Below are 23,428 nucleotides of genomic sequence, written 5' to 3'. Positions count from 1 at the left end.
TTAAAACAGCATGAAATGAAGAGATTTCTGGCAACAGTCATAGCCTGTGCGGCGATCTGCGCCGTGTGGGCCCAGTCCCGTACGGTGCGGGGCACTGTGACCGATGCCGCCGACGGATCGCCCGTGGTGGGCGTCGCCGTCACGGTGGAGAACGGAACCGCGGCTGCGGTCACCGGGCTCAAGGGCGACTATACGATCAAGGTCTCGCAGGGACAGACGCTTGTCTTCTCGTTCCTGGGCATGACCACCCAGCGGCACAAGGTCGGCGCGGCCGACGTGATCGACGTGAAGATGGCTGCCGACAACAAGGTGCTCGACGAGGTGATCGTCGTGGCTTACGGAACGACCAAGAAGGAGACGTTCACCGGCTCGGCCGAGATCGTCACGGCCGAGAAGCTCAAAGACCGTCCCGTGACCGATGTCACCAAGATGCTCGACGGACAGGTCGCGGGCGTCATGTCCACCTCGGGCGGCGGACAGCCGGGCAGCGGCGCCGAGCTGCGCATCCGCGGTTTCGGGTCGATCAACGCTTCGAACTCCCCGCTGCTGGTGGTTGACGGCGTGCCGTTCGACGGCGACCTGAATTCGATCAACAGCAGCGACATCGAGTCCATGTCGGTGCTCAAGGACGCTTCGGCCGGAGCCTTGTACGGGGCCCGCGGCGCCAACGGCGTGATCCTCATCACGACTAAGCAGAACGCCGGACGGGGCGAATCGCTCAGCGTGAGCCTGAGCGCCAAGGTGGGAGTCAGTTCGCGGGCCATTCCCTCCTACAACACGATGTCGGCCCGCGAATATATGGAGCACATGTACCTGGCGTGCTACAACGATCTGGTCTACACAGAGGGTTATCTTCCGTCCGTGGCCGCGGGGATGACCGCCGACCGGCTGGCGCGCCAGATTCTCGGCACGGACAATATCTATAATGTCTACGACAAGGAGGTCGGGCAGCTTTTCGACCCGAACGGAAAGATCGTGAAGGACGCCCGTCAGAAATACAGCGAGAACTGGCTCGACGAGGCCGAGGCCGAATGCCCGATCCGTCAGGAGTATCAGGTCTCGGTCAACGGCTCGGGCAAGAACAGCCGCTATCTCGCTTCGCTGAGCTATCTCAACGAGGAGGGTACGCTCAAGACCACCGGTTTCGAACGCTATACGGTGCGCGTCGGCGCGGATTTCTCGCCCAAGAAGTGGCTCGATTTCGGCGCCAACGTCAATTATGCGCACACCGACAGTCAGTTCCTGGGTTCGGAGGGTACGGCCAACAACACCAATGTCTGGTACTCCGCGATGCTGATGGCCCCGATCTACCCGGTCTACAAGAAGAATCCCGACGGCAGCACCGTTTACGAAGAGGGCCGGAAGGTCTTCGACTACGGTTCGTCGCGTCCGGCCGGAGCGCAGAACAACCGCAATTCGGTGGCGACGCTCTTCGACGACGACTATTATACGCTGACCGACAACGTCAGCACCCGCGCCTATGTGGGCTTCAACTGGAAAGGGCTGAAATTCACCTCCAATATCGGCGTGGACAACGTCAACGCCTACGAGACGACCAATTACAATCCCTTTTCGGGCAACGCCGCCGGCACGGGGCGCCTCACCAAGGAGAGCAGCCGCATGATGAGCTATACGTGGAACCAGCTGCTGTCCTACAAGACGCAGATCGGACGGCACAACCTCGATGTCATGGCGGGCCACGAGTTCTACAACTACAACATGCGCTACATCGTCGCCGAGCGCACGGGCTTCCCCTTCGCCGACTACGACGATCTGGGCATGGGTTCGACGCTCGCCGAGGCCAATTCGGCGTCCGACAACTATTCGATCAACTCCTATCTGTGCCGCGTCAACTACGACTTCTCCGACCGCTACTATCTCTCGGCGAGCTTCCGCATGGACGCCTCGTCGCGTTTCAAGAAGGAGAACCGCTGGGGAGCCTTCTGGTCGGTGGGGGCTTCGTGGCGCATCTCGCAGGAGAAATTCCTGAGCGACGTGAGCTGGATCGACAACATCACGCTCAAAGCCAGCTACGGCGTGCAGGGCAACGACAACCTCGGCTCCTACTACGCCTGGCAGTCGCTCTACGACATGAACTATCCGAACGCCAACCAGTCGGGGGCGGTGATCAACTCGATCGAGAACCGGGACGTGACGTGGGAGAAGAACGGCAACCTGAACGTCGGCGTCGAATTCCGCCTGTTCGACCGCCTTACGGGCACCGTCGAGTGGTATAACCGCAAGACCACCGACCTGCTGCTGGAGTACCCGATGGCCATTTCGCTCGGCTTCCCGGGCTATTACGCCAATGTGGGCAGCATCGTCAACCGCGGTTTCGACATCACGCTGGGCGCCGACATCGTCACGACGCGCGACTGGCGCTGGAACGTCACGGTGATGGGCTCCACGCTGAAAAACAAGGTTCTGAAGCTCACCGGCAACGGCGAGGACATCGTCAACGGCGTCTACATCATCCGCGAGGGGCAGGAGATCAACACCTTCTACATGTCCAAGAGCGCGGGCGTCGATCCGACCACCGGCGAGCAGCTCTACTGGGCCTATGAGAAGAACGCCGACGGCAGCATGAAGCCCGGTTCGGAGTACGTGACCAACGACGCCACGGTGGCCGCCAGCTGCAAATACCTGCAAGGCAGCCGTATTCCCGACATCTACGGTTCGATCTCCTCGTCGCTGAAATTCCGCGGCTTCGACCTGGGGCTGTTGTTCACCTATTCGCTCGGCGGCAAGATCTACGACTCGATCTACAACGCCCTGATGGAGCCTTCGTTCGTCGGGCAGACCTACCACCGCAACGCCCTGCGCACGTGGACTGCCCCGGGGCAGCGGACCGACGTGCCGCGCACGACGACCACCGCTTCGACGCAGATCACCGACCGTTACCTGATCGACGCCTCGTATTTCGCCGTGAAGAACATCTCGCTGGGTTACAGCCTGCCGAAGCAGCTGCTGGGCAAGGTCGGCATCGAGTCGCTGCGCATCTACCTCGCGGCCGACAGTCCGTGGATCTTCACCCACCTGAAGGGCATGAACCCGCAGGCCAGCTTCACGGGATCGACCTCCTATTCCTATACGCCCAACCGCACGTTCACGCTGGGCGTGGACTTAAAATTCTAAACCGCGATGAAAAAAATCAACTGCATACTCCTTTGCCTCGCGGCCTGCGCCGGGCTGTCCGGCTGCGGCGACCTGATGGAGACCGCTCCGTCGAACGAGGTGGACAAAAGTTTGATCCTCAAGGATGTCAACGCCGTCAAGGTGGCCATGAACGGGGTCTATTCGACGATGTACAACCGCATCGACTTCGTGACGGCCAACGCCCACCAGTGCTTCGGCAACATGGCCGTGACGCTGTGCGCCGAGGTGATGGGCGACGATATGATCCAGACGGCCCAGGGACCCGGATGGTTCTGGAAGGACTACAACTACGAGGCCCGTGTGCGCTACACCAGCAAGATCTGGCGCAGCTATTTCACGTGGAAATATTTTTACGAGATCATCAGCAACGTCAACTATATTCTATCGGTCGAGCACACCGCCGCGGGCGACGAGAACGAATTGAAATGCGTCATGGCGCAGGCTTATGCCGCCCGGGCGTTCGCCTACTTCATGCTGATCCAGTCGTTCCAGCAGACCTATAAGAAACACGAGACGTGGCCCGGGGTGCCGGTGTACACCGAACCCACGACCAGCGCTTCGAAAGGCAAGGGGCGCGGAACGGTGGAGCAGGTCTATGCGCAGATCAACGACGACCTGACGGCGGCCCTGACGCGCTTCGAGGAGTGCGGCATCGCGCAGGAGCACATTTCCAACCTCGACTACTACGCCACGAGCCTGCTCAAGGCCCGCGTCGCGCTGGTGCAGAACGACTGGGCGACGGCTGCCGAAGCCGCTGCCGAGGCGATGAAGAAACCGGGACGTTCGCTGCTCAGCATGACCGACGCCACGGTCGTGAAGGGTACGTTCGACGATGCGACGAAGAACTGGACCACGGGCAAGACGCCGTTCAACTCCGTGGCGTCGAGTTCGGTGCTGTGGGGCGCGGAGATGCTCTCGGAGCAGTCCACCGTCTATGCGTCGTTCTTCTCCAACATGGACGCCTGCACCGATGTCTACTATGCGGCCGAGACGCCCAAGTGCATCAGCAACTGGCTCTATGCCCAGATTCCCGACACCGACGTGCGCAAAGGGTGGTGGAACGGCAATATCGGCATTCCGGCCGAGGATTGGAGCTACGGTGCCAACATCAACTACAACCAGCACAAGTTCCAGTGGGCCGACCAGAAGGCGCACAAGGGCGACTATATCTTCATGCGGCTGGAAGAGGCTTACCTCATCCGCGCCGAGGCGCTGTGCCGCATGGGCGCCGAATACGAGGACGAGGCCCGCAGCACGCTGCTCGAACTGGGCTCGCGCCGCGACACGGAGTACGCCAAGCGCATCGAATCGCTGACGGGCAGCACCCAGACTTTCGCCACGACGGGCGTCGTGAAGACCCTGCTCGACGAGATCATCCTCCAGCGCCGCATCGAGCTTTGGGGCGAGGTCGGGCGCATCTTCGACATCCTGCGTCTGGCGAAAGGGTGGACGCGCTACTGGGAGGTGAACGGCGAGAAGAGCAACCACACCAATTACCTGAGCAAGTACTCCGAGTACCTCAATTTCCCGGCCGACTACCTCGAATGTATCATGATGATCCCGCAGGCCGAGATCGACAACAATCCCAACATCACGGCCGCCGACCAGAATCCCTATGTTCAATCCTAAATGCGTACAAGCGATGAAATCATTCCATATAGTCGCACTGGCCGCCGTCGCGGCGCTTGCCACGGCGTCCGGATGCAGTGACGACGTGCAGAAAACCACCTATTCGGGCAGCTCGGGCTTCGGGTTCGCGGCTTCGGTGCTCAACGTGGAGGTCGGGTCGGCGAATGCCAACCAGATTCTCGTGCCGATCTACCGCGGCAGCGAGGACGCCCAGATCGCCGAACTGAAATTCGAGTACGACATCTCCAAGGCGGGGGCCTCCGAACCCTATTGGTCCGACGCCGATCCCGCGGGCATCTTCTCGCTGACCACTCAGCGGGTGATCTTCGCCGACGGGGCGAAGGTGGCCTATGCGCAGGTGCGTTTCACGAACCTCGACCTGCTGGGCATCACCACCAAATACAAGATGCGCCTGACGATCAAGGACTCCCTGAGCCCTTCGAAACGCAGTCAGGTGACGATGTCCGTGAGCCGCCAGCTGACGTTCGACTACCTGGGCAAGTGCGATTACCGCGACGCCTGCGTCTTCGACGGCACCTACAAGGCCGACATCTACCGGGCGCAGGAGGCGGAGATCTACCGGGTGATGGACCCCTATACCGAGGGGCTTATCAAGGAGGAGTACGCTGAGAACGGCTGGATGGGAACTCCGGCTCCCTACGTGCAGTTCGCCGTCGATGCCAACGGGCAGATCACCTACGAACCGTTCTGTACGGGTATGATGGTCAATGCGAAATATACGGCCTATGCCTATTATCCGGGCGAGTATATCTGGGGAAAGGATTTTTCGGAGTACAACAAGGAGAATAAGAAGCTGTCGGACAAGGTGTTGCAGCTTTATCCCGTTTACTGCCTGCCCGAATACCAGTACGGATTTCTCAACGACGGAGCTTATCCGCTGACCGTCACATTGCCATAAAAGAGCGCTAAATAAGAGATTTAGGCTATTATTTAAGAAATTTTATTTATATTTGCGAAAACAGGTTTTCGCTTGGATAGGCGGCGCCCGACAGAGCCGGTGAGATCGGCTTTGTCTGTGGCCCGCACTGTCTTTGTCTGAGTTCACAGGTTAAAAACAGGTTAGTTATGAGTGAGAGATTGTACATTTTCGACACCACGCTCCGCGATGGTGAGCAGGTCCCCGGCTGTCAGCTGAACACCACCGAAAAGATCGAGGTCGCCAAACTGCTCGAAAATCTCGGCGTGGACGTGATCGAAGCGGGCTTCCCGATCTCCAGCCCCGGGGATTTCAATTCCGTGCTGGAGATTTCCAAGGCCGTTTCCGAGCCGACGATCTGTGCGCTGACGCGCGCCGTAGAGAAGGACATCGACGTTGCGGCCGACGCCCTGCGCCTTGCCAGGCACAAGCGTATCCATACGGGTATCGGCGTGTCGCCGCAGCACATCTACGACAAACTGCGCTCCACGCCCGAGAAGATTCTCGAACGGGCCGTCGCGGCGGTGAAGTACGCCAAACGCTACGTCGAGGACGTGGAGTTCTACGCCGAGGACGCCGGTCGCGCCGATGTCGAGTATCTGGCGCGCGTCGTCGAGGCGGCCATCGCCGCCGGTGCCACCGTGGTCAACATCCCCGATACGACGGGCTACTGCCTTCCGAACGAATACGGCGCGAAGATCAAATACCTCGTCGATCACGTCTCGAACATCGACCGGGCGATCATCTCCACCCATTGCCACAACGACCTCGGCATGGCTACGGCCAATACGCTGAGCGGCGTCCTGAACGGCGCCCGGCAGGCCGAGGTGACGATCAACGGCATCGGCGAGCGCGCCGGCAACACCTCGCTCGAAGAGGTGGTGATGACCCTGCGCTGCCACAAGGATGTCCATATCGACACGAATATCAACTCGCAGCTGATCACCAAGGCTTCGCATCTGGTGTCGAGCCTGATGAATATGCCCGTGCAGCCCAACAAGGCCATCGTGGGCCGCAACGCCTTCGCACACTCGTCGGGCATCCATCAGGACGGTGTGCTGAAACAGCGTCAGACCTACGAGATCATCGACCCGCAGGACATCGGTCTGAACGAGTCGGTCATTGCCCTCACGGCCCGCAGCGGCCGCGCGGCTCTCGTGCACCGGCTCGAACTGCTGGGCTACGATCTCACGCAGGAGGAGCTGGACGCCACCTACGAGAAGTTCCTCGTGCTGGCCGACAAGAAGAAGGAGATCCACGATTACGACCTGATCTATCTTGTGGGCGACATCGACCGCATGAAACAGCAGTCCGTGGCGCTGAAATTCCTGCAAGTGACCACCGGAACGCTGGTTCCGACGGCTACCGTGGTGCTGAAATTCGGCGACCACGAGCGTATGGCCATCGCCACGGGCAACGGTCCGGTCGATGCCGCGGTCTCGGCCATCAAGAAGCTCATCAACGAGAAGGTCGTGTTGTCGGAGTTCCTGATGCAGGCCATCACGCGGGGATCGAACGACGTGGGCCGCGTGCACGTGCAGGTCGAGTGCGGCAGCCGTACGGTCCACGGGTTCGCCGCGCACACCGACACCACGCGGGCTTCGATCGAGGCGTTCCTCGACGCCCTGCGGGCCCTGAACGTAACCGAAAAACGCGAAGAAGAGGCATAATATGAAACAGACGCTTTTGGACAAGATTTGGGACGCGCACACCGTGCGCGTCGAGGACGGCGGCCGCTGCGTGCTCTACATCGACCGGCAGTATATCCACGAGGTGACTTCGCCCGTGGCTTTCGGGGGCATCGAACGCCGCGGGCTCGGCGTGGCGCGCCCGGCGCAGATCACCGCCACCGCCGACCACAACATCCCGACCGTCAACCAGCATCTCCCGATCGAGGAGCCCGAGTCGCGGCGGCAGGTCGAGGCGCTGGCCGAGAACTGCGCCCGGCACGGCATCGAGCATTTCGGGGTGGGGCACCCCAAGCAGGGCATCGTCCACATCATCGGGCCCGAACTGGGCTTCACGCAGCCGGGTATGACCATCGTCTGCGGCGACAGCCACACTTCGACCCACGGGGCGCTGGGGGCCGTGGCCTTCGGCGTGGGCACCTCGGAGGTCGAGATGGTCTTCGCCAGCCAGTGCATCCTCCAGACCAAACCCCGGTCGATGCGTATCACCGTTGACGGCGAACTGCGTCCGGGCGTGGAGGCCAAGGACGTGATCCTCTACATCATTTCGCAGATCACCGCTTCGGGCGGCACGGGTTATTTCATCGAATTCGCGGGCAGCACCATCCGCTCGCTTTCGATGGAGGGCCGCATGACGGTCTGCAACATGAGCATCGAGTGCGGTGCCCGCGGCGGCATGATCGCTCCCGACGAAAAGACCTTCGAGTACCTCCGCGGCCGCGAACGGGTTCCGCAGGGGACCGAGTTCGACGAGGCCGTGGCCCGCTGGCGGGAGCTTTACAGCGATGCGGACGCCGTTTTCGATAAGGAATACCGCTTCGATGCCGCCGATATCGCCCCGATGATCACCTACGGCACCAACCCCGGGATGGGCATGGCCGTCGATGCGTCGATCCCCGCCGATGCCGATCCCAAGGCGTTGGAATACATGGGTTTCAAAGCTGGCGAGAAACTGTTGGGCAAGCCGGTCGATTATGTTTTCGTCGGCAGCTGCACCAATGGCCGTATCGAGGACCTGCGGCGCTTCGCCAAGTTGGTCGAGGGACGCCGCAAGGCCGACAACATCACGGCGTGGATCGTCCCCGGTTCGAAGGGCGTCGAAGCCGCCGCCAAGGCCGAGGGGCTGGACCAGATACTCGCCGCCGCCGGTTTCGAACTCCGCCAGCCGGGTTGTTCGGCGTGTCTGGCGATGAATGCCGACAAGATTCCCGCGGGCAAATACAGCGTCTCGACCTCGAACCGCAATTTCGAGGGGCGTCAGGGTCCCGGCGCCCGCACGATGCTCTCGGGCGTGGCCGTAGCGGCCGCCGCCGCGGTGACGGGACGGATCGCCGATCCCCGTGAAGTGTTCGATATGTAAAAGATTCTCGTTATGTCAATACCCAAATTCGTGACTTTCACTTCGGGGGCGGTGCCTGTCGAGGTGGAAAACATAGATACCGATCAGATCATGCCGGCGCGCTTTCTGAAAGCCACCGAGCGCAAGGGATTCGGCGACAACCTCTTCCGCGACTGGCGTTACGACGCTTCGGGCGCGAAGATCGCGTCGTTCCCGCTGAACGATCCCCGCTACGGGGGGCAGATCCTCGTCGCCGGGCGCAACTTCGGGTGCGGCAGTTCGCGCGAGCACGCCGCCTGGGCCATCGCCGACTACGGCTTCCGTGTCGTGGTGTCGAGCTTCTTCGCCGACATTTTCCGCAACAACGCCCTGAACAACGGGCTGCTGCCGATCCGCGTCAGCGAAGAGTTTCTGAAAGTCGTGTTCGACGAGATCTGCCGCGATCCCGCGGCGCAGTTCACGGTCGATCTGGACAACCAGACCCTGACCGTCGTGTCGAGCGGCCGCAGCGAGGGTTTCGAGATCGACGCCTATAAGAAACGCTGCCTTCAGAACGGTTACGACGACGTGGACTACCTGCACAGTATCGCCGACCGGATCGCGGCCTTCGAAGCCGCTCGCAAATAGGACCGGCCGATGGTGCGTTCGGTCGAAATAATGGACACCACGCTGCGCGACGGCGAGCAGACATCGGGCGTTTCGTTCAACGCCCGCGAAAAGCTCACCATCGCCCGGCTCCTGCTGGAGGAACTGCGTGTGAGCCGCATCGAGATCGCCTCGGCGCGGGTTTCGCAGGGCGAGCAGCAGGCCGTGCGCGCCGTCGCCGAGTGGGCCGCCGCCAAAGGGTATGCCGACCGTGTCGAGGCCCTCGGGTTCATCGACGGCGGGCTGTCGCTCGACTGGCTGGGCGCGGCCGGATGCCGCGTGGTGAACCTGCTGGCCAAAGGCTCCCGCAGGCATTGCGAGGGACAATTGCGCCGCACGCCCGAACAGCACCTGGCGGATGTCCGCGCCGAGATTCTCGCCGCCGTCGATCGGGACATGCGCGTGAACCTCTACCTCGAAGACTGGTCCAACGGCATGCGCCACTCGCCCGACTACGTGTATGCCATGCTCGACGGACTGGCCGACGCCCCCGTGCAGCGTTTCCTGTGTCCCGACACGCTGGGCGTGCTCGATCCCTACGACACCGAGCGTTTCTGCCGCGATCTGGTGGCGCGCTACCCGCATCTGCGCTTCGATTTTCACGCCCATAACGACTATGACCTGGCCGTGGCCAATACCGCTGCTGCCGTGCGGGCGGGTTTCCACGGGGTTCATGTCACCGTCAACGGGCTGGGCGAACGCGCCGGCAATGCGCCGCTGTCGAGCACCGTGGCGGTGCTCCACGACCGGCTGGGCTGTAAGACCGGCATCGACGAGACGAAGATCAACCGCGTCAGCCGCACGGTCGAGTCGCACACGGGCATTCGCATTCCCGCCAACCGTCCGATCGTGGGCGAAAGCGTCTTTACGCAGTGCGCGGGCATCCATGCCGACGGCGACAACAAGAACAACCTCTATTTCAACGAACTGCTGCCCGAACGCTTCGGCCGCGTCCGCGAATACGCGCTGGGCAAGACCTCGGGCAAGGCCAACATCCTCAAAAACCTCGAAGTGCTGGGCATCGACCTCGACGAGGCCGCGATGCGCAAGGTGACCGAGCGGGTGGTGGAGCTGAGCGACAAGAAGGAGCTGGTGACGGTCGAGGACCTGCCCTATATCGTCGCCGACGTGCTGCGCTATGACCTTGCGGACAATCCGGTGAGGATACTCAATTACAGCCTTTCGCTGGCGCAGGGGCTTCGTCCCGTGGCGACGCTCAAGATCGAGATTCACGACCGCCCCTACGAGCAGACTTCGGCCGGCGACGGTCAGTACGACGCTTTCATGCGGGCCCTACGGCAGATCTACCGCGAACAGCTCGGCCGCGAGTTCCCGATGCTGCGCGACTACGCCGTGTCGATTCCGCCCGGCGGCCGCACCGACGCTTTCGTGCAGACGATCATCACGTGGGAGATGGACGGCCGCGTGTTCAAGACCCGCGGGCTGGATGCCGACCAGACCGAAGCCGCCATCAAGGCGACGATCAAAATGCTGAATATCATCGAAATAAATTATAACGACAATGGATGTTAACATCGCTCTTTTAGCCGGCGACGGCATCGGTCCCGAGATCGTCGCCGAAGCCGTGAAGGCTCTGGACCGCGTGGCGGAGAAGTTCGGACACAAGATCACCTATACCCCCGCGCTGGTGGGCGCCGCGGCCATCGACGCCACGGGCGACCCCTATCCCGACGAGACGCACGCCGTCTGCCTCGCCGCCGACGCCGTGCTGTTCGGAGCCATCGGCGACCCGAAGTACGACAACGACCCCACGGCCAAGGTGCGCCCCGAGCAGGGGCTCCTGCGGATGCGCAAGTCGCTGGGGCTGTTCGCCAATCTGCGACCCGTGGCGCTGTTCGACGCGCTGGCCGACCGTTCGCCGCTCCGGGCCGAGGTCGTGCGCGGAACGGATTTCATCTGCGTGCGCGAACTCACGGGCGGCATCTATTTCGGCCGTCCGCAGGGCCGCGACGACGACGGAAAACGCGCCTTCGACACCTGCACCTATACCGTCGGGGAGATCGAACGGGTTCTGCACGTGGCGTTCCGGCTGGCCGCTTCGCGCCGCCGCAAGCTCACGGTCGTGGACAAGGCCAACGTGCTCGAAACCTCGCGTCTGTGGCGTGAGACGGCCCAGCGCATTGCCAAGGAGTACCCCGAGGTGGCGGTGGACTATATGTTCGTGGACAACGCCGCCATGCAGATCATCCGCCAGCCGGCCTGGTTCGATGTCATCGTGACGGAGAACATGTTCGGCGACATCCTCACTGACGAGGCCAGCGTCATCAGCGGTTCGCTGGGCATGCTCTCTTCGGCGAGCGTCGGTGCCGAGGTGGCTCTTTTCGAGCCCATCCACGGCTCCTATCCGCAGGCTGCGGGCAAGAACATCGCCAACCCGATGGCCACGATCCTCTCGGCCGCCATGCTCCTGGAGCACCTGGGGCTCGACGCCGAGGGCAAAGCCGTGCGCCGTGCCGTGGACAAGGCCCTTGCCGACGGCATCGTCACCGAGGATCTTGCGGTCGCCGGCGGACGGGCGTATTCGACCTCCGAGGTGGGGGATTACGTTGCGAAGAACGTATGAACGGTCCTCTGAAATAACGGGTTGTTTGCAGACTGCGTTTCGCAGTCTGCTTTTTTTGTAGTATCTTTGCAATCCTAATCAGAGTGCTGCATTCCGGTCGCATGCGATAAGCCCCTCCCGAGGGCCGTTTAAGAAACGGCTCTTAAAATGTGGAGCGGAGTGTTGGATCCGATGTTTAACATCCGGGGATCGCCCCTAAAGCCCGGCTTTTAGCCGGGGTGGGGCAGACTTGTAAACGAATGTCGGAGGCGGCGACAAGGACGATTGACAGCACAAAAACGATGAACAAATATGGCAGGATCGAACTTCGTAGATTACGTAAAGATATTCGCCCGTTCGGGACACGGCGGCGGCGGCTCGACGCATTTCCGGCGCGAGAAATTCGTGGCTTTCGGCGGCCCTGACGGCGGCGACGGCGGCAAGGGCGGGAGCATCATCCTGCAAGGCGACAAGCAGTACTGGACGCTCATCCACCTCAAATATCAGCGTCACCAGTTCGCCGAAGACGGCGAGCACGGCTCCGGAGCCCGTTCGTCGGGCAAGGATGCCAAGGACATCATCATCCCCGTGCCGCTGGGCACGGTCGCCAACCGCATCTATGAGAACGAGGACGGTACGACCACGACCGAGACGGTGGGGGAGGTGACGGCCGACGGCGAACGCCTCGTGCTGCTCAAAGGCGGCCGGGGAGGTCTGGGCAACTGGCATTTCAAGAGCGCCACGAACCAGACGCCGCGTTACGCCCAGCCGGGCGAAGAGGGCGAGGAGGGCACGTTCATCCTCGAACTGAAGGTGCTGGCCGACGTGGGGCTGGTGGGCTTCCCCAATGCGGGCAAATCGACACTGCTGTCGGTGGTTTCGGCCGCGAAGCCCAAGATCGCCAACTACGCTTTCACGACGCTGGAACCCAACCTGGGCATCGTCGAGGTCCGCGACCACAAATCGTTCGTCATGGCCGACATCCCGGGCATCATCGAGGGCGCCCACGAGGGCCGCGGTCTCGGAACCCGCTTCCTGCGCCATATCGAGCGCAATTCGGTGCTGCTGTTTATGATCCCCGCCGACAGCGACGACATCCGCCGCGACTACGAGGTCCTGCTGGGTGAACTGACGCAGTACAATCCCGAATTGCTGGACAAAGAGCGCCTGCTGGCCGTCACCAAATGCGACATGCTCGACGACGACCTGATCGCCGAGATGCGCGGCCATCTGCCCGAAGGCATTCCGTCGGTCTTCATCTCGTCGGTTTCGGGGCTGAATATCCAGCAGCTGAAAGACATGCTTTGGGAGGCGTTGCAGCGGTAGCGTGCGGTTCCCGGACGCCGGGATCGGGCGTTTGCTACTCAGGATGTGCCGCGTACGGCGTTGCGGTCCTGGAAAAGACGATCTCGCGGTTGGTGACGCGGAGCGTGTATTTTCCCGCGAAATAGTCGATGATTCCGTACAGGGAGCCCGTGCCGGAAGGCAGGGGCTCCTTTGCGTATGCGCACGTCGCGGCGCTCCGCACGGTGAATTCGTTGCCTTCGGCGTCGAGGATCGTCCGCTCGGTGGCGACGGTGCGCCCCGTTTCGGGATCGGTGTCGCACCACGTCTTGCCCGGCTCGGCGAAACGCACGCCGTCGAACCGGACCCGGGTGTCGATATGCCGGGGCCCGACCTCCCCGAAGGTGAGCGGGGCGGTCCGGTGGCTTTCGCCCTCCTCCGGCAGCGTGACGCGGATATGGCGGGAGAGCTCCTCGCGCGGAATGGCCCCGGCGCCGTAATCCCCGGGTTCGGCGCCCAATTCGATCTTTCCGCCGTAGTTGCAGAGTGTCAGTCCGTTGCACCGGACGGTGGCGATAGCTCCGAACGGATAGTCGTCGGCCAGCGAGGGATGATCGGCGGCGATGGAGATGCCGCCGCTGGCATCCTCGACGACGATTGTCCTGTCGAATTCCCCGAAAAGGTCGTTGGCGGTGATGAATCCCCGGATGGTGATATCCTGCGTGACGGCGACGCTGGCGCAGCCGTCGCAGAGCGATTTCAGGTAGGTGACGGTGTGCTGCGACGCTTCGGGCGTCTTGGCGAATCCGGGTTCCGTGGCTTTGTCGCACCCGGCCAGCAGCAGCGACAGGCTAAGGCCGGCAATCGCTTTCATCGCGTGGTTTGAGGGTGTAGCGCCCGTCGCCCGCGGCGTCGTATTGGAGAATCCCCGTGAGCGATACCGTCCCGGCGGGAACGTCGGCATCGGCGAACCGGGCGTAGGGGCGGACGTAGGTGTAGACGGTGTTGTCGTCGCTGTCGGCGAAGCGTTTGTATCCGGACCACGTTGACGCCGAGAGGTCTTCAGGCGTGTAGCGAAGGCCGTCGATGCGGATCAGCGTGCCGCAGAGGGCCGGGGTGAGTTCGGGAATCCGGCGCAGGGCGGGTGTGGGGGTATTCAGGCTCTCGCCGCTGCGGACGAGCACCGCGGCCAGCGCCGGCTGGGAGCCGATGTAATCGGTCGCATAGCCGCTTCCTGCGGCGGGAGGGCGTCCGACCTGCAATACGCCGCGGCTTTCGGCCACGGTCAGCCCCTTCAGCCGCAATGTTACGCGGCATCCGGCCGGAAAGTCGTTGTGCAGATGGTCGATACCCGCCATCACTTCAAGTCCCGCTTCATTGTCCTCGATGCAGAGCGTGCGGTAGAAGTTCTCCGCCCGGTCGCTGGTCGTGACCCTCCCTGCGACCACGATGTCGCCCGTGACCGTGAACGGCGTCCCGGCGTAGAGCGCCCGCAGGGCGGCGATGGTCTCCGTCGCAGGTTCCCCCGATACGCCGCCGTCCGGCTCTCCGAACCGGGAGTCGTAGCACCCGGCCGTCAGAAGTGCGGCAAAGGCGACGGCGATGCGGTGGAAGCGAGGCATACCGGGTCAGGCTTCGATGCGGGAATCTTTCAGGCCGAGGAAATAGAGGATGCCGTCCAGTCCGATCGTCGAGATCGACTGCCGGGCCGTGGCCTTCACCTTGGGTTTGGCGTGGAAGGCGATGCCCAGACCCGCGAGGTTGAGCATCGGCAGGTCGTTGGCGCCGTCGCCGACAGCCACCGACTGCGCGATGTTGATCTCCTCGAACTGGCACAGCAGCCGCAGCAGTTCGGCTTTACGGCGTCCGTCAACCACCTCGCCGACATAGCGGCCCGTGAGGTGTCCGTTCTCGATCTCCAGCTCGTTGGCATAAACGTAGTCGAAGCCGTATTTCTGGCGCAGGTAGTTGCCGAAATAGGTGAATCCGCCGGAGAGGATCGCCGTCTTGTAGCCCACCCGTTTGAGAATGGTCATCATGCGCTCCAACCCTTCGGTGATGGGCAGGTTGCGGGCTATTTCGTCCATGACCGAAACGTCGAGCCCCTTGAGCAGGGCCACGCGCCGCGAGAAACTCTCGCGGAAGTCGATCTCGCCGCGCATGGCGCTGGCCGTGATCGCGCGCACCTCGTCGCCCACGCCGGCTCGTTCGGCCAGTTCGTCGATCACTTCGGTCTCGATCAGCGTCGAGTCCATGTCGAAGCAGATCAGACGGCGGCTGCGGCGGTAGATGTCGTCCTTCTGGAACGAAACGTCCAGTCCGATGTCCGAGAGGTTCATGAACCCCGCCTGCATGGTGCTGCGCTCCTCGTCGGAGAGCGACCCGCGCACCGAGAGTTCGATGCACGATTTGGCCGCGCGGTCGTCCTCGCAGAGCGGCATGCGTCCCGTGAGGCGCTTGATGGCGTCGATGTTGAGTCCGTGTTCGGCCACTACCTTCGTCACCTCGGCGATGTGGCGCGCCGTGACGGTGCGGCCCAGCAGCGTGATGATGTAGCGGTTTTTGCCCTGACGGCCCACCCAGTCTTCGTAACGCTCCTCGGTGATGGGCGTGAAGCGGATCATGACGCCCAGCTCCGAGGCTTTGAAGAGCAGCTCCTTCATAATGCTTCCCGACTTGTCGGAGGTGGTCTTTATCAGGATGCCCAGCGTCAGCGACTGGTGGATGTTGGCCTGGCCGATGTCGAGGATGAAGGCGTCGTAGCGCGCGAGAATCTCGGTGAGCGACGAGGTCATGCCCGGCTTGTCCTCGCCCGAAATGTTTATCTGGATGATTTCAACGTTGTTCTGCATCGTGTCGTGTATGGTGTTTTCCGTTGCTTTCTGCAAAAAGCGTAGACAAAGTTAATAAAGTTCTCCTTTTTTTGGCTATTTTTGCGTGACAAACCTAAAATAATGGAATTATGTGGACATTTTTAGCGGCTGAAGACCCTGCGTCGCTGATCGTGCCGGACAGCGTGCAGAAGGCTAATTTTGCGAAAGCGGTCGAGAAGATCGCCAACATCGATTATCACGCCCTGCTGCAATCGCTGCTTTCGGAATCGGTCTGGATACTGATAAAGATCCTCATCGCGCTGGCCATCTATTTCGTCGGGCGGTGGATCGTGCGGCGCATCCTGAAACTCGTGGACGTTGCCATGCAGCACCGCAACGTCGATATTTCGCTGCGGTCGTTCACGCGCAATACGATCAGCACCGTGTTCACGCTCCTGCTGGTGCTGATCGTCGTTTCGACGCTGGGCGTCAACGTCACGTCGCTCATCGCCGTCGCTTCGGCCGCCACGCTGGCCATCGGTATGGCCCTGAGCGGTACGGCGCAGAACTTCGCCGGCGGAGTGATGATCCTGCTGATGAAGCCCTACCGCGTCGGCGACTACATTTCGGCCCAGGGACAGTCGGGCACCGTGCGCGACATCAAACTTTTTTCGACGGTGATCACCACGGCCGACAACCAGACGATCTACATTCCCAACAACTCGATCGCCACGGCCATCATCGACAACTATTCGACGGCCGACCTGCGCCGTGTGGACTGGAGCGTCGGCATCTCCTACGGCGACGACGTGGACGTGGCCCGCAAGGCCGTGCTGGCGATGCTGGCCGCCGATTCCCGCATTCTGAAAGACCCCGAACCGGTGGTGTGGGTCGCCGCGCTGGCCGACAGTTCGGTGAACCTCACGATCCGCGCATGGGTGAAGAACAGCGATTACTGGAACGTCTTTTTCGAGCATAACGAGGAGTTCTACAAGGAGCTGCCCAAGCACGGGCTCAGCTTTCCGTTCCCGCAAATGGACGTTCATGTGAAAAAGGAGTAGACCGATGAAACGGACGTTGTTCGCCGCTGTTGCCGCGCTGTGTCTCGCGGCCTGCAATTCCGATTCCGGGCCGGAGAGGACGACCCCTGCGGAGTTCGGCGAAGTGACGTTTTCTCCGGCCGAGGTCGCGTCCGATACGGAGGTCGCGGTGGAGGCGTTCATTACGAGCGAATACGGATTCCGCCGCGTGGACATCGTCTATTTCTTCGACGACGACGAATCCTACGTGCTGTTCGCGTCGCCGATGCGTTCGTTCGATGCCGAAACCAAGGCGCTGACCTACAAAGGGATCATTCCCGGGCAGAAGGCGGGCCGGAAGGTGACTTTCCGGGTGCGCGCCATCACGGCTTACGACGTGGTCACCTACTCCGATCCCCGGTCGTACACGATTCCCGACGGAGAGGGGGATGAAAAAAACGAACAACCCAATTAACAACAAGAAATAACGCAATCACTATGGAACTGAAAGAGATTCTGGCCATCTCGGGCCAGCCCGGACTTTATAAATACGTGGCGCAGTCGAAGAACGGCGTGATCGTCGAGTCGCTGCTCGACGGCCGGCGCATGAATGCCGCGGCGAATGCCAAGGTGAGCGCCCTGACCGAGATTTCGATGTTCACCGAGGGCGACGACATCGCGCTGGCCGATGTCTTCACCCGGATTTACGCCCACACCGGGGGCAAGGAGGCGATCAGTCACAAGGAGGCTCCCGAGAAGCTGAAAGCCGCGTTCGCCGAGGTGCTTCCCGAGTACGACCGCGACCGGGTGCACGTTTCGGACATGAAGAAATGCTTCGCGTGGTACAACACGCTCGTGCAGGCCGGATTCACGGAGTTCAAGCTCCCCGTTGAAGAGGAGGCGAAATAACTTTGACGCATCGGAATCATGGACAAGAAGACGAAGGTGCTGGCCCTGGTGGCCCACGACAACATGAAGCGCGACCTGGCGGAGTGGGTCGATTGGAACAGCCGCAAACTGAGCCGTCACCACTTGGTGTGCACGGGAACGACCGGCAAGATGGTCGAAAAGACGCTGCGCGATCACAAGGAGGAGCACGAGGACGACGAGCCGAAGCCCGAATTGCGGATCACGCTGCTGAAATCGGGCCCGCTGGGCGGCGACCAGCAGTTGGGATCGCTGATCGCCGACGGCAAGATCAACGCGCTGATCTTCTTCTGGGACCCGATGTCGGCCCAGCCGCACGATGTCGATGTGAAGGCGCTGCTGCGTCTGGCGACGCTCTACAACGTGCCGACGGCCGTCAACCGTTCTTCGGCGGATTTCCTGATCTCTTCGCCGCTGTTCGAGGACGACGAGTACGAACCCGTCGTGAAGGACTACAAAGCCTACGTCGAGCGGGTGCTGAAATAGACGGAGAGGTATCGGTAGAATGAAAACGGGCGTGAATTTCACGCCCGTTTTCGTCGTTTGTCATTTGGGTTGCCCCGGGAAGCTCACGTCCATTGCGGCGCCTTTGTCTCCCTGCTGTTCCATCCATTTTTCCAGTTCCTTCTTCATCTTTTTGATCCGGTTCCGGTATTCGGGTTTGTCGGCCAGGTTGTTCATCTCCCACGGGTCGTTCTCCACGTCGTAGAATTCGAATTCGGGACGGTGCACGAACCTGTCGATCAGCCGTTTGGCCTTGGGGTCCGTATTCTCCGACGATTTCCACGCCTCCCAGACGCCCGTGTTGCTGGGGGGATCTTTCATCAGATGCTTTTCGTGGTACTCCTTTTCGGGCGTCAGGTTCCAGATCAGGGCGTATTTCTCGTCGCGGATGCTGCGGATCGGGTAGGGACGGCCTTCCGGAATGTTGTTGTGGATGCCGTAGGCATACTTGCGGGCTTTCTGCGATTCGCCGAACAGCGCTTTCTTGAAACTGATGCCGTCGAGTTCCTTCCGCGGTTTGCCGCCCGCGATGTCGAGGAACGTGGGCAGCAGGTCTTCGTATTGCACGATGGCGTGGGACAGGCTTCCCGGTTCGATTTTCGAGGGGTAACGGGCCACGAGCGCGCTGTTCACGCCCGGATACCAGCAGGTCCATTTGCCGCCGGGGAACTGCGGCCCCTGCTCGCCGAGGAACATGACGATCGTATTGTCGAGCTTGCCTGTCTCTTCCAGCACTTCGAGCACCGAGCCGACCTCGTTGTCGAGCGCGCGGACTTCGGCCAGATAGTGGGTGAATATCTCGCGCATTTTGGGATTGTCCACGCAGTTTTCGGGCATCACGAGTTTGTCCTTGTCGAACTCCGTCGGATCGCCCCATGTCCACGGCGCGTGCGGGTGGATGCTGCACACGTAGAGCAGGAACGGATTGTCGTCGCGGGTCACGAATTCGCGGATGCCGTCCACGTTGTAGGGGGCTCTCTTCGCCGTGCAGCCTACGGTGAATCCGGGGACCTTTTCGAATTTGTAGACCGACGGAGTGATCGGGTGGTTCTTGCCGGCGCGGCCTACGCGGTAACCCTCTTCGGGCATGTATTCGTTGACGGTCTTGGTCCCCCCGAAGGTCGCCTTGTGGTTCTGGTAGGAGCCGTGGCGGACGGGGTAGAGACCCGTGTACATCGAGGCGCGGATGGGTACGCTCATGGCGATCGAGGCGTAGTTGTGGGTGAACCGCACTCCTTCGTTGGCCAGTCTGTCGATGTTGGGGGTTACGATGTTCTTTCCTCCGTAGCAGCTCAGCTCGGACGACAGCAGGTCGTCGGCCACGATCACCACGATGTTGGGCCGGTCGCTCTGGGGTTTGCTTTTTTCGGCTGCCATGCCCGTTGCGGGCAGTGCCGCCGCGGAGAGTGCGGAGGCTTTGAGCAGCGTGGAATTCAGATTCAGTTTGTTCATGGCGGTAAAATTAGTGAATTTGTCGTTAACGCGGATCTTTCATCATGTTCATGGCTTCGAGCAGCGTTGCGCCGCTGACCTGCCATCCCAGTTTCGGCTTCTGATAGTCGCCGCCCTTGCGGGCCGCCTGTTCCTGCGTGAGCTTCCAGTCCGGTGAGAACAGACCTTTGGGGTTTCCGGCCTCGTCGCGTCCCAGACCTTCGGTCCAGAGGGTTTCGGCCTGATGGCGGATGAAGTCGTAGAGCTGGATGCGGGCCTTGCGCTTGATGCGGCGGTCGTTCACCAGCTCGACGGCGTAACGGATGAAGATTCCCTTGAAGAAGGAGTTGTCGCCTCCGGCCCCTTCGTCGCGGAGAATGCCGCCTTTGGTGATGCCCGGATGGGTGATGGTGTAGAGGGCGGCTTTCAGGGCGTCGTTGCGGTAGAGCTTCTTGCCGGTGTAGCGGTAGAGCAGGTGGGCGGCTCCGAGGAACGTTCCCTGATCGTAGGTGAGCGAGTAGGCCGTCATTTTGCCCTTCTTCTGCGAGAACGAGCCGTAGACCTGTCCCGTTTCACGGTTGAAAAGTTCGCGGGCTATCCATTCGTAGACCGTTTCGGCGTTTTTCAGATAGTCGAAATCGGCGTAGTCGGGATGCGAGTCGGCGCGGTAGCGCGCGGCCGGAGTCCGTCGCTTCACTTCGTGCAGGCGGATGGCCGCAAGACAGCCGGGGGCATTCGAACAGGCGTTCTTCGCCAATCCCTGAGCAGTGTTCTCTTTCCCGTAGCACCAGATGAATCCGCCGTTGCCGCCTACGTCGCGGGCTGCGGGCAGATCCCAGGCTTTCCATATCTGGGCGTAGAGTTTCTGCGCCTCGCGCAGATAAACGGCTTCGCCGGTGGCCTCGTAGAGCCGGATCAGCGTCAGCGCGTGCCACTCCATGTCATCGACGAACTGGTTTCCGAAGCATGCCGAGATGTCCGCGTATTTCTTCATGCCGTAGCTGGTCCAGAGGATGCCGGTCTGTTTTTTGACTTCGCCCGTGCCGATCGGGTCGCGGTAACCCTTGTCGAAGCACTCTTTGTAGAAGGCTTCGGCTTCGCTGTCGCCTTCGCGCTGCGCCCGGAGGTAGGCGTCGATGAAAACGTCCATGCCGTGAGCTAGTTGTTCGGGAAGTCCTCGGCGCCTTTCACGCCGTTGGTGAAGTGGTACGGCGGCTGTTTGCCGACGAACCCGTTGTCGGGTACGCGCCAGAAGTTGTCGGCCAGTGTACCGGTGGCGTAGTCCGCCGCCGCGCTCCACGATACGGAGGCTTTCCGGTCGTCGTTTTTCCGGCTGCTGCGGGCCTGCGCGGAAATTCCGGGACCGAGCAGCAGCGCCAGGGCGAGGGCTGCGAGTGTATGGTTCATCGTAGGTCGTTATTTATTGTTCGTATATTTGCCTTCGAGCATTTTGATCCAGTAGCCGCCGACCACCGCGCGGGCCTTGAAAATCACATGGGCCGGCACGTCGGTCTTGTACCAGTCGGACATCGGCACGCGCAGTACGGTTTCGTTCATGAAGTTCCAGAGCGGTTCGATGAACGCTTCGAAGGTCTCCCGGTCGTCGGCCAGCGTGGCGCTCCAAACGATCCAGTCGGCCTTGGTCCACTGCCGGCGGCTGTCGAGCGGGAGTCCGTAGCGGTTCTGCTTGCCGAGGTAGTAGGCGATCTCCTTCTGCGTCACCTCCTTGGGGAAGATGTCGAAGCCCAGCAGTTTGTCCCATACGAGGTTGTATTTCTGGCTCCACGTTCCGCTCTTGTCGAAGGTCAGACGGTAGTGGTCGCCGTCGTCGGCCATCTTCACCCATTCCGAGGCCATCTCCCTGGCTTTGGCGGCGTATTTGGCGGCGGTCTCCTCCATGCCGAGCAGCCGTGCGCAGTAGCCGTAGGAGGCTATGCCCATGATGGCCTTGATCGAGAGATTGGCGTTGTGGGCGAAGTGTCCCGCGAAGTCGTCGGTGCAGAGCTGGTTGTCGGGGTCGAGTCCGTTCTCGACGAGGTAGTCGGCCCATCGGGTCAGCTCGGTCCAGTGTTTGCGGGCATATTCGGCATTGCCTTCCGATGCCGCGACGGCGGCGGTCAGCACGAGCATGTTGCCCGATTCCTCGACCGGCATGTCGTGTTTGTAGGTCTGTCCGTTGGCCTGGGGATAGGTGCCCACGTCGTGCGCAGGGAAGGGTTTCTTCCATTTGCCGCTTTCGCTGTAATAGAAGATGTGGTTGAGCAGCGCCTTGCACAGTTCGGGGTTGTAGTAGAGCAGCAGCGGGGCCGAGGGGTAGGTTATGTCCACGGTTCCTATCGAGCCGTTGCTGGCATTCTCCTTCGAGAGCAGCATCAGGTCGCCGTTGGGGGCCTCCACGAGCTTGTGGGCGGCGATGGCCTGCCGATAGGCCAGCGCGCAGAGTTCGGCGTATTTCCGGCCTCCCCTGCGGGTCGCCGATTCCATCAGCTCCCGGTCGAATTCCCCGCATTTCCGCTTCAGGGCCGTGTAGTCCCGGGCCGCCAGCGCGAACTGGCGTTCGATCGAGCTGTCGCCTTTGCGGTTCCAGTAGGGACGCAGGTCGGTCTTGAAATACTGGATCGAGTAGATGTCGTCGAATCCGGCCATGACCATGCCTTCGGCTTCGACCGAGCGTCCCAGGCTGCGGGCGACCGCGATGTTGGCATTGTCCGCGGAGGCGGCTTTGCCGTCGAGTTTTCCGTTCGCTGCGAAAGCCTTCCGCAGCGTCATGGCGCCGCCCACCGATTGCGTCGTGCCGTTGTCGGCGGCCGAGAGGTAGAAATAGCCCCAGTCGATCTTGATCTGGTCGCCTTTGCGGTGGAGTATTTTTTGCTCCTTGCTTCCCGTGCTGACGAACGTCAGGCCCTCTTTGCGATAGCTTTTGCTTACGCTTTCCTGCTCGGCATTGTTGACGGCGCAGGCGGGCGACGCCTCGAAATAGATCTGTGCGTCGTGTGCGGCTCCGTCGAGCGAACGGGTCTTATACGAGATGTAGTTCACCGGGCGGGAGATCAGGTCGAGGTCGTCGAGGAACAGAGGCGCCGTGAAGGTCAGCGTCAGCGCCACCGGGCCGCAGACGAATTCGTAGACGGTCTGCATGGCCTGCACGTCGGCCGATCGCTGCACGGCCGGGACGGAGAAATGGCGTTCGCCTCCGAAGTTGGCATCGAAGGCTCCCGTCGGGGCGTCGATGCCCATGAAACGGTAGACCTTGCCATCGACGCGCAGCGCACCCACCAGCGGGAACGGCTGGCCGGTCCAGTGGGTCGTGTGGCTGTCGTAGAGGTAATCGCCCGCGGACCAGCAGCTGGTGTAGGGGTCGATGGTGATCAGGGGATAGGCCGGAGCGCGCAGTGCGTTCCGTTGCGCGGGCTCCGCGGCCCGTGCGGTCGCAAGAAGCGATGCGGCCGCCAGAATCGTTATGAACAGGTTTTTCTTCATTCGTACAGAAATC

At 61.6% G+C, this 23,428-nt stretch carries 20 protein-coding genes; 13 read left to right on the top strand and 7 right to left on the bottom strand.

Features of this window, described 5'->3' with window-relative positions; translation table 11 throughout:
- Positions 1-15: 15 nt before the first annotated feature.
- From NQ519_RS00285 to obgE, 9 genes are all read left to right on the top strand, one after another.
- A complete protein-coding gene (locus NQ519_RS00285; RefSeq protein ID WP_019150069.1) occupies positions 16-3,135 on the top strand; it encodes a SusC/RagA family TonB-linked outer membrane protein in 3,120 nt (1,039 codons plus the stop codon).
- Positions 3,136-3,141: 6 nt separating this feature from the next.
- A complete protein-coding gene (locus NQ519_RS00280) occupies positions 3,142-4,785 on the top strand; it encodes a RagB/SusD family nutrient uptake outer membrane protein (RefSeq protein ID WP_019150070.1) in 1,644 nt (547 codons plus the stop codon).
- A gap of 13 nt (positions 4,786-4,798) precedes the next feature.
- Positions 4,799-5,704 carry a hypothetical protein gene (locus tag NQ519_RS00275; protein ID WP_019150071.1) on the top strand — a complete coding sequence of 302 codons (906 nt, stop codon included), beginning with the start codon at positions 4,799-4,801 and terminating at the stop codon, positions 5,702-5,704.
- Between the two features lie 167 nt (positions 5,705-5,871).
- Entirely contained in the window at positions 5,872-7,392 is a 1,521-nt protein-coding gene (locus NQ519_RS00270; protein ID WP_026076382.1) for a 2-isopropylmalate synthase, read from the top strand.
- 1 nt (position 7,393) lies between these two features.
- Entirely contained in the window at positions 7,394-8,770 is a 1,377-nt protein-coding gene (gene leuC, locus NQ519_RS00265) for a 3-isopropylmalate dehydratase large subunit (protein WP_019150073.1), read from the top strand.
- A gap of 12 nt (positions 8,771-8,782) precedes the next feature.
- On the top strand, positions 8,783-9,376 hold the full coding sequence (gene leuD / locus NQ519_RS00260) for a 3-isopropylmalate dehydratase small subunit (protein ID WP_019150074.1): 594 nt from the start codon (positions 8,783-8,785) through the stop codon (positions 9,374-9,376).
- Between the two features lie 9 nt (positions 9,377-9,385).
- Positions 9,386-10,927: an alpha-isopropylmalate synthase regulatory domain-containing protein gene (locus tag NQ519_RS00255; RefSeq protein WP_019150075.1), complete on the top strand. Its 1,542-nt coding sequence runs from the start codon at positions 9,386-9,388 to the stop codon at positions 10,925-10,927.
- Entirely contained in the window at positions 10,917-11,978 is a 1,062-nt protein-coding gene (gene leuB, locus NQ519_RS00250; RefSeq protein WP_019150076.1) for a 3-isopropylmalate dehydrogenase, read from the top strand. The genes NQ519_RS00255 and leuB overlap by 11 nt, the downstream gene beginning before the upstream one ends.
- A 291-nt stretch (positions 11,979-12,269) precedes the next feature.
- Positions 12,270-13,283, top strand: a complete 1,014-nt coding sequence (gene obgE / locus NQ519_RS00245) for a GTPase ObgE (RefSeq protein WP_019150077.1) — start codon at positions 12,270-12,272, stop codon at positions 13,281-13,283.
- Between the two features lie 34 nt (positions 13,284-13,317).
- Here the strand turns inward: obgE and NQ519_RS00240 are convergent, their stop codons facing one another.
- From NQ519_RS00240 to serB, 3 genes are read right to left on the bottom strand one after another with little or no spacing between them, the layout of a single operon-like run.
- On the bottom strand, positions 13,318-14,115 hold the full coding sequence (locus tag NQ519_RS00240) for a DUF5689 domain-containing protein (RefSeq protein WP_019150078.1): 798 nt from the start codon (positions 14,113-14,115) through the stop codon (positions 13,318-13,320).
- Positions 14,093-14,863: a DUF5689 domain-containing protein gene (locus NQ519_RS00235; protein ID WP_019150079.1), complete on the bottom strand. Its 771-nt coding sequence runs from the start codon at positions 14,861-14,863 to the stop codon at positions 14,093-14,095. Before NQ519_RS00235 ends, NQ519_RS00240 begins: the two co-directional genes overlap by 23 nt.
- A gap of 6 nt (positions 14,864-14,869) precedes the next feature.
- Positions 14,870-16,093, bottom strand: coding sequence for a phosphoserine phosphatase SerB (gene serB, locus NQ519_RS00230; RefSeq protein ID WP_026076383.1), 1,224 nt, complete (start codon positions 16,091-16,093; stop codon positions 14,870-14,872).
- A gap of 110 nt (positions 16,094-16,203) precedes the next feature.
- On the opposite strand from serB, the gene NQ519_RS00225 reads away from it, so the two are divergent.
- The 4 genes from NQ519_RS00225 to NQ519_RS00210 are packed head-to-tail and all read left to right on the top strand — an operon-like array spanning position 16,204 to position 18,486.
- Positions 16,204-17,115, top strand: coding sequence for a mechanosensitive ion channel family protein (locus tag NQ519_RS00225; RefSeq protein WP_019150081.1), 912 nt, complete (start codon positions 16,204-16,206; stop codon positions 17,113-17,115).
- A 4-nt stretch (positions 17,116-17,119) separates the two neighbouring features.
- Positions 17,120-17,548 (top strand): lipoprotein, encoded by a 429-nt coding sequence (locus NQ519_RS00220; protein WP_019150082.1) that lies wholly within the window; start codon positions 17,120-17,122, stop codon positions 17,546-17,548.
- A gap of 23 nt (positions 17,549-17,571) precedes the next feature.
- A complete protein-coding gene (locus NQ519_RS00215) occupies positions 17,572-17,982 on the top strand; it encodes a DUF5606 family protein (RefSeq protein ID WP_019150083.1) in 411 nt (136 codons plus the stop codon).
- Between the two features lie 18 nt (positions 17,983-18,000).
- Positions 18,001-18,486: a methylglyoxal synthase gene (locus NQ519_RS00210; protein ID WP_019150084.1), complete on the top strand. Its 486-nt coding sequence runs from the start codon at positions 18,001-18,003 to the stop codon at positions 18,484-18,486.
- 60 nt (positions 18,487-18,546) lie between these two features.
- On the opposite strand, the gene NQ519_RS00205 is transcribed toward NQ519_RS00210, so the two are convergent.
- The 4 genes from NQ519_RS00205 to NQ519_RS00190 are packed head-to-tail and all read right to left on the bottom strand — an operon-like array spanning position 18,547 to position 23,415.
- Positions 18,547-19,956, bottom strand: coding sequence for a sulfatase family protein (locus NQ519_RS00205; RefSeq protein WP_227901062.1), 1,410 nt, complete (start codon positions 19,954-19,956; stop codon positions 18,547-18,549).
- A gap of 25 nt (positions 19,957-19,981) precedes the next feature.
- Complete coding sequence (locus NQ519_RS00200; RefSeq protein WP_019150086.1) at positions 19,982-21,085, bottom strand: glycoside hydrolase family 76 protein; 1,104 nt, start codon at positions 21,083-21,085, stop codon at positions 19,982-19,984.
- Between the two features lie 8 nt (positions 21,086-21,093).
- Positions 21,094-21,342 carry a hypothetical protein gene (locus tag NQ519_RS00195; protein ID WP_019150087.1) on the bottom strand — a complete coding sequence of 83 codons (249 nt, stop codon included), beginning with the start codon at positions 21,340-21,342 and terminating at the stop codon, positions 21,094-21,096.
- Positions 21,343-21,351: 9 nt separating this feature from the next.
- Positions 21,352-23,415 (bottom strand): glutaminase family protein, encoded by a 2,064-nt coding sequence (locus NQ519_RS00190; RefSeq protein ID WP_019150088.1) that lies wholly within the window; start codon positions 23,413-23,415, stop codon positions 21,352-21,354.
- Positions 23,416-23,428: the final 13 nt, after the last annotated feature.

The sequence above is a fragment of the Alistipes senegalensis JC50 genome (assembly GCF_025145645.1).
GTDB classification, from domain to species: domain Bacteria; phylum Bacteroidota; class Bacteroidia; order Bacteroidales; family Rikenellaceae; genus Alistipes; species Alistipes senegalensis.
This window is presented reverse-complemented; position numbering and strand designations above follow the sequence as displayed.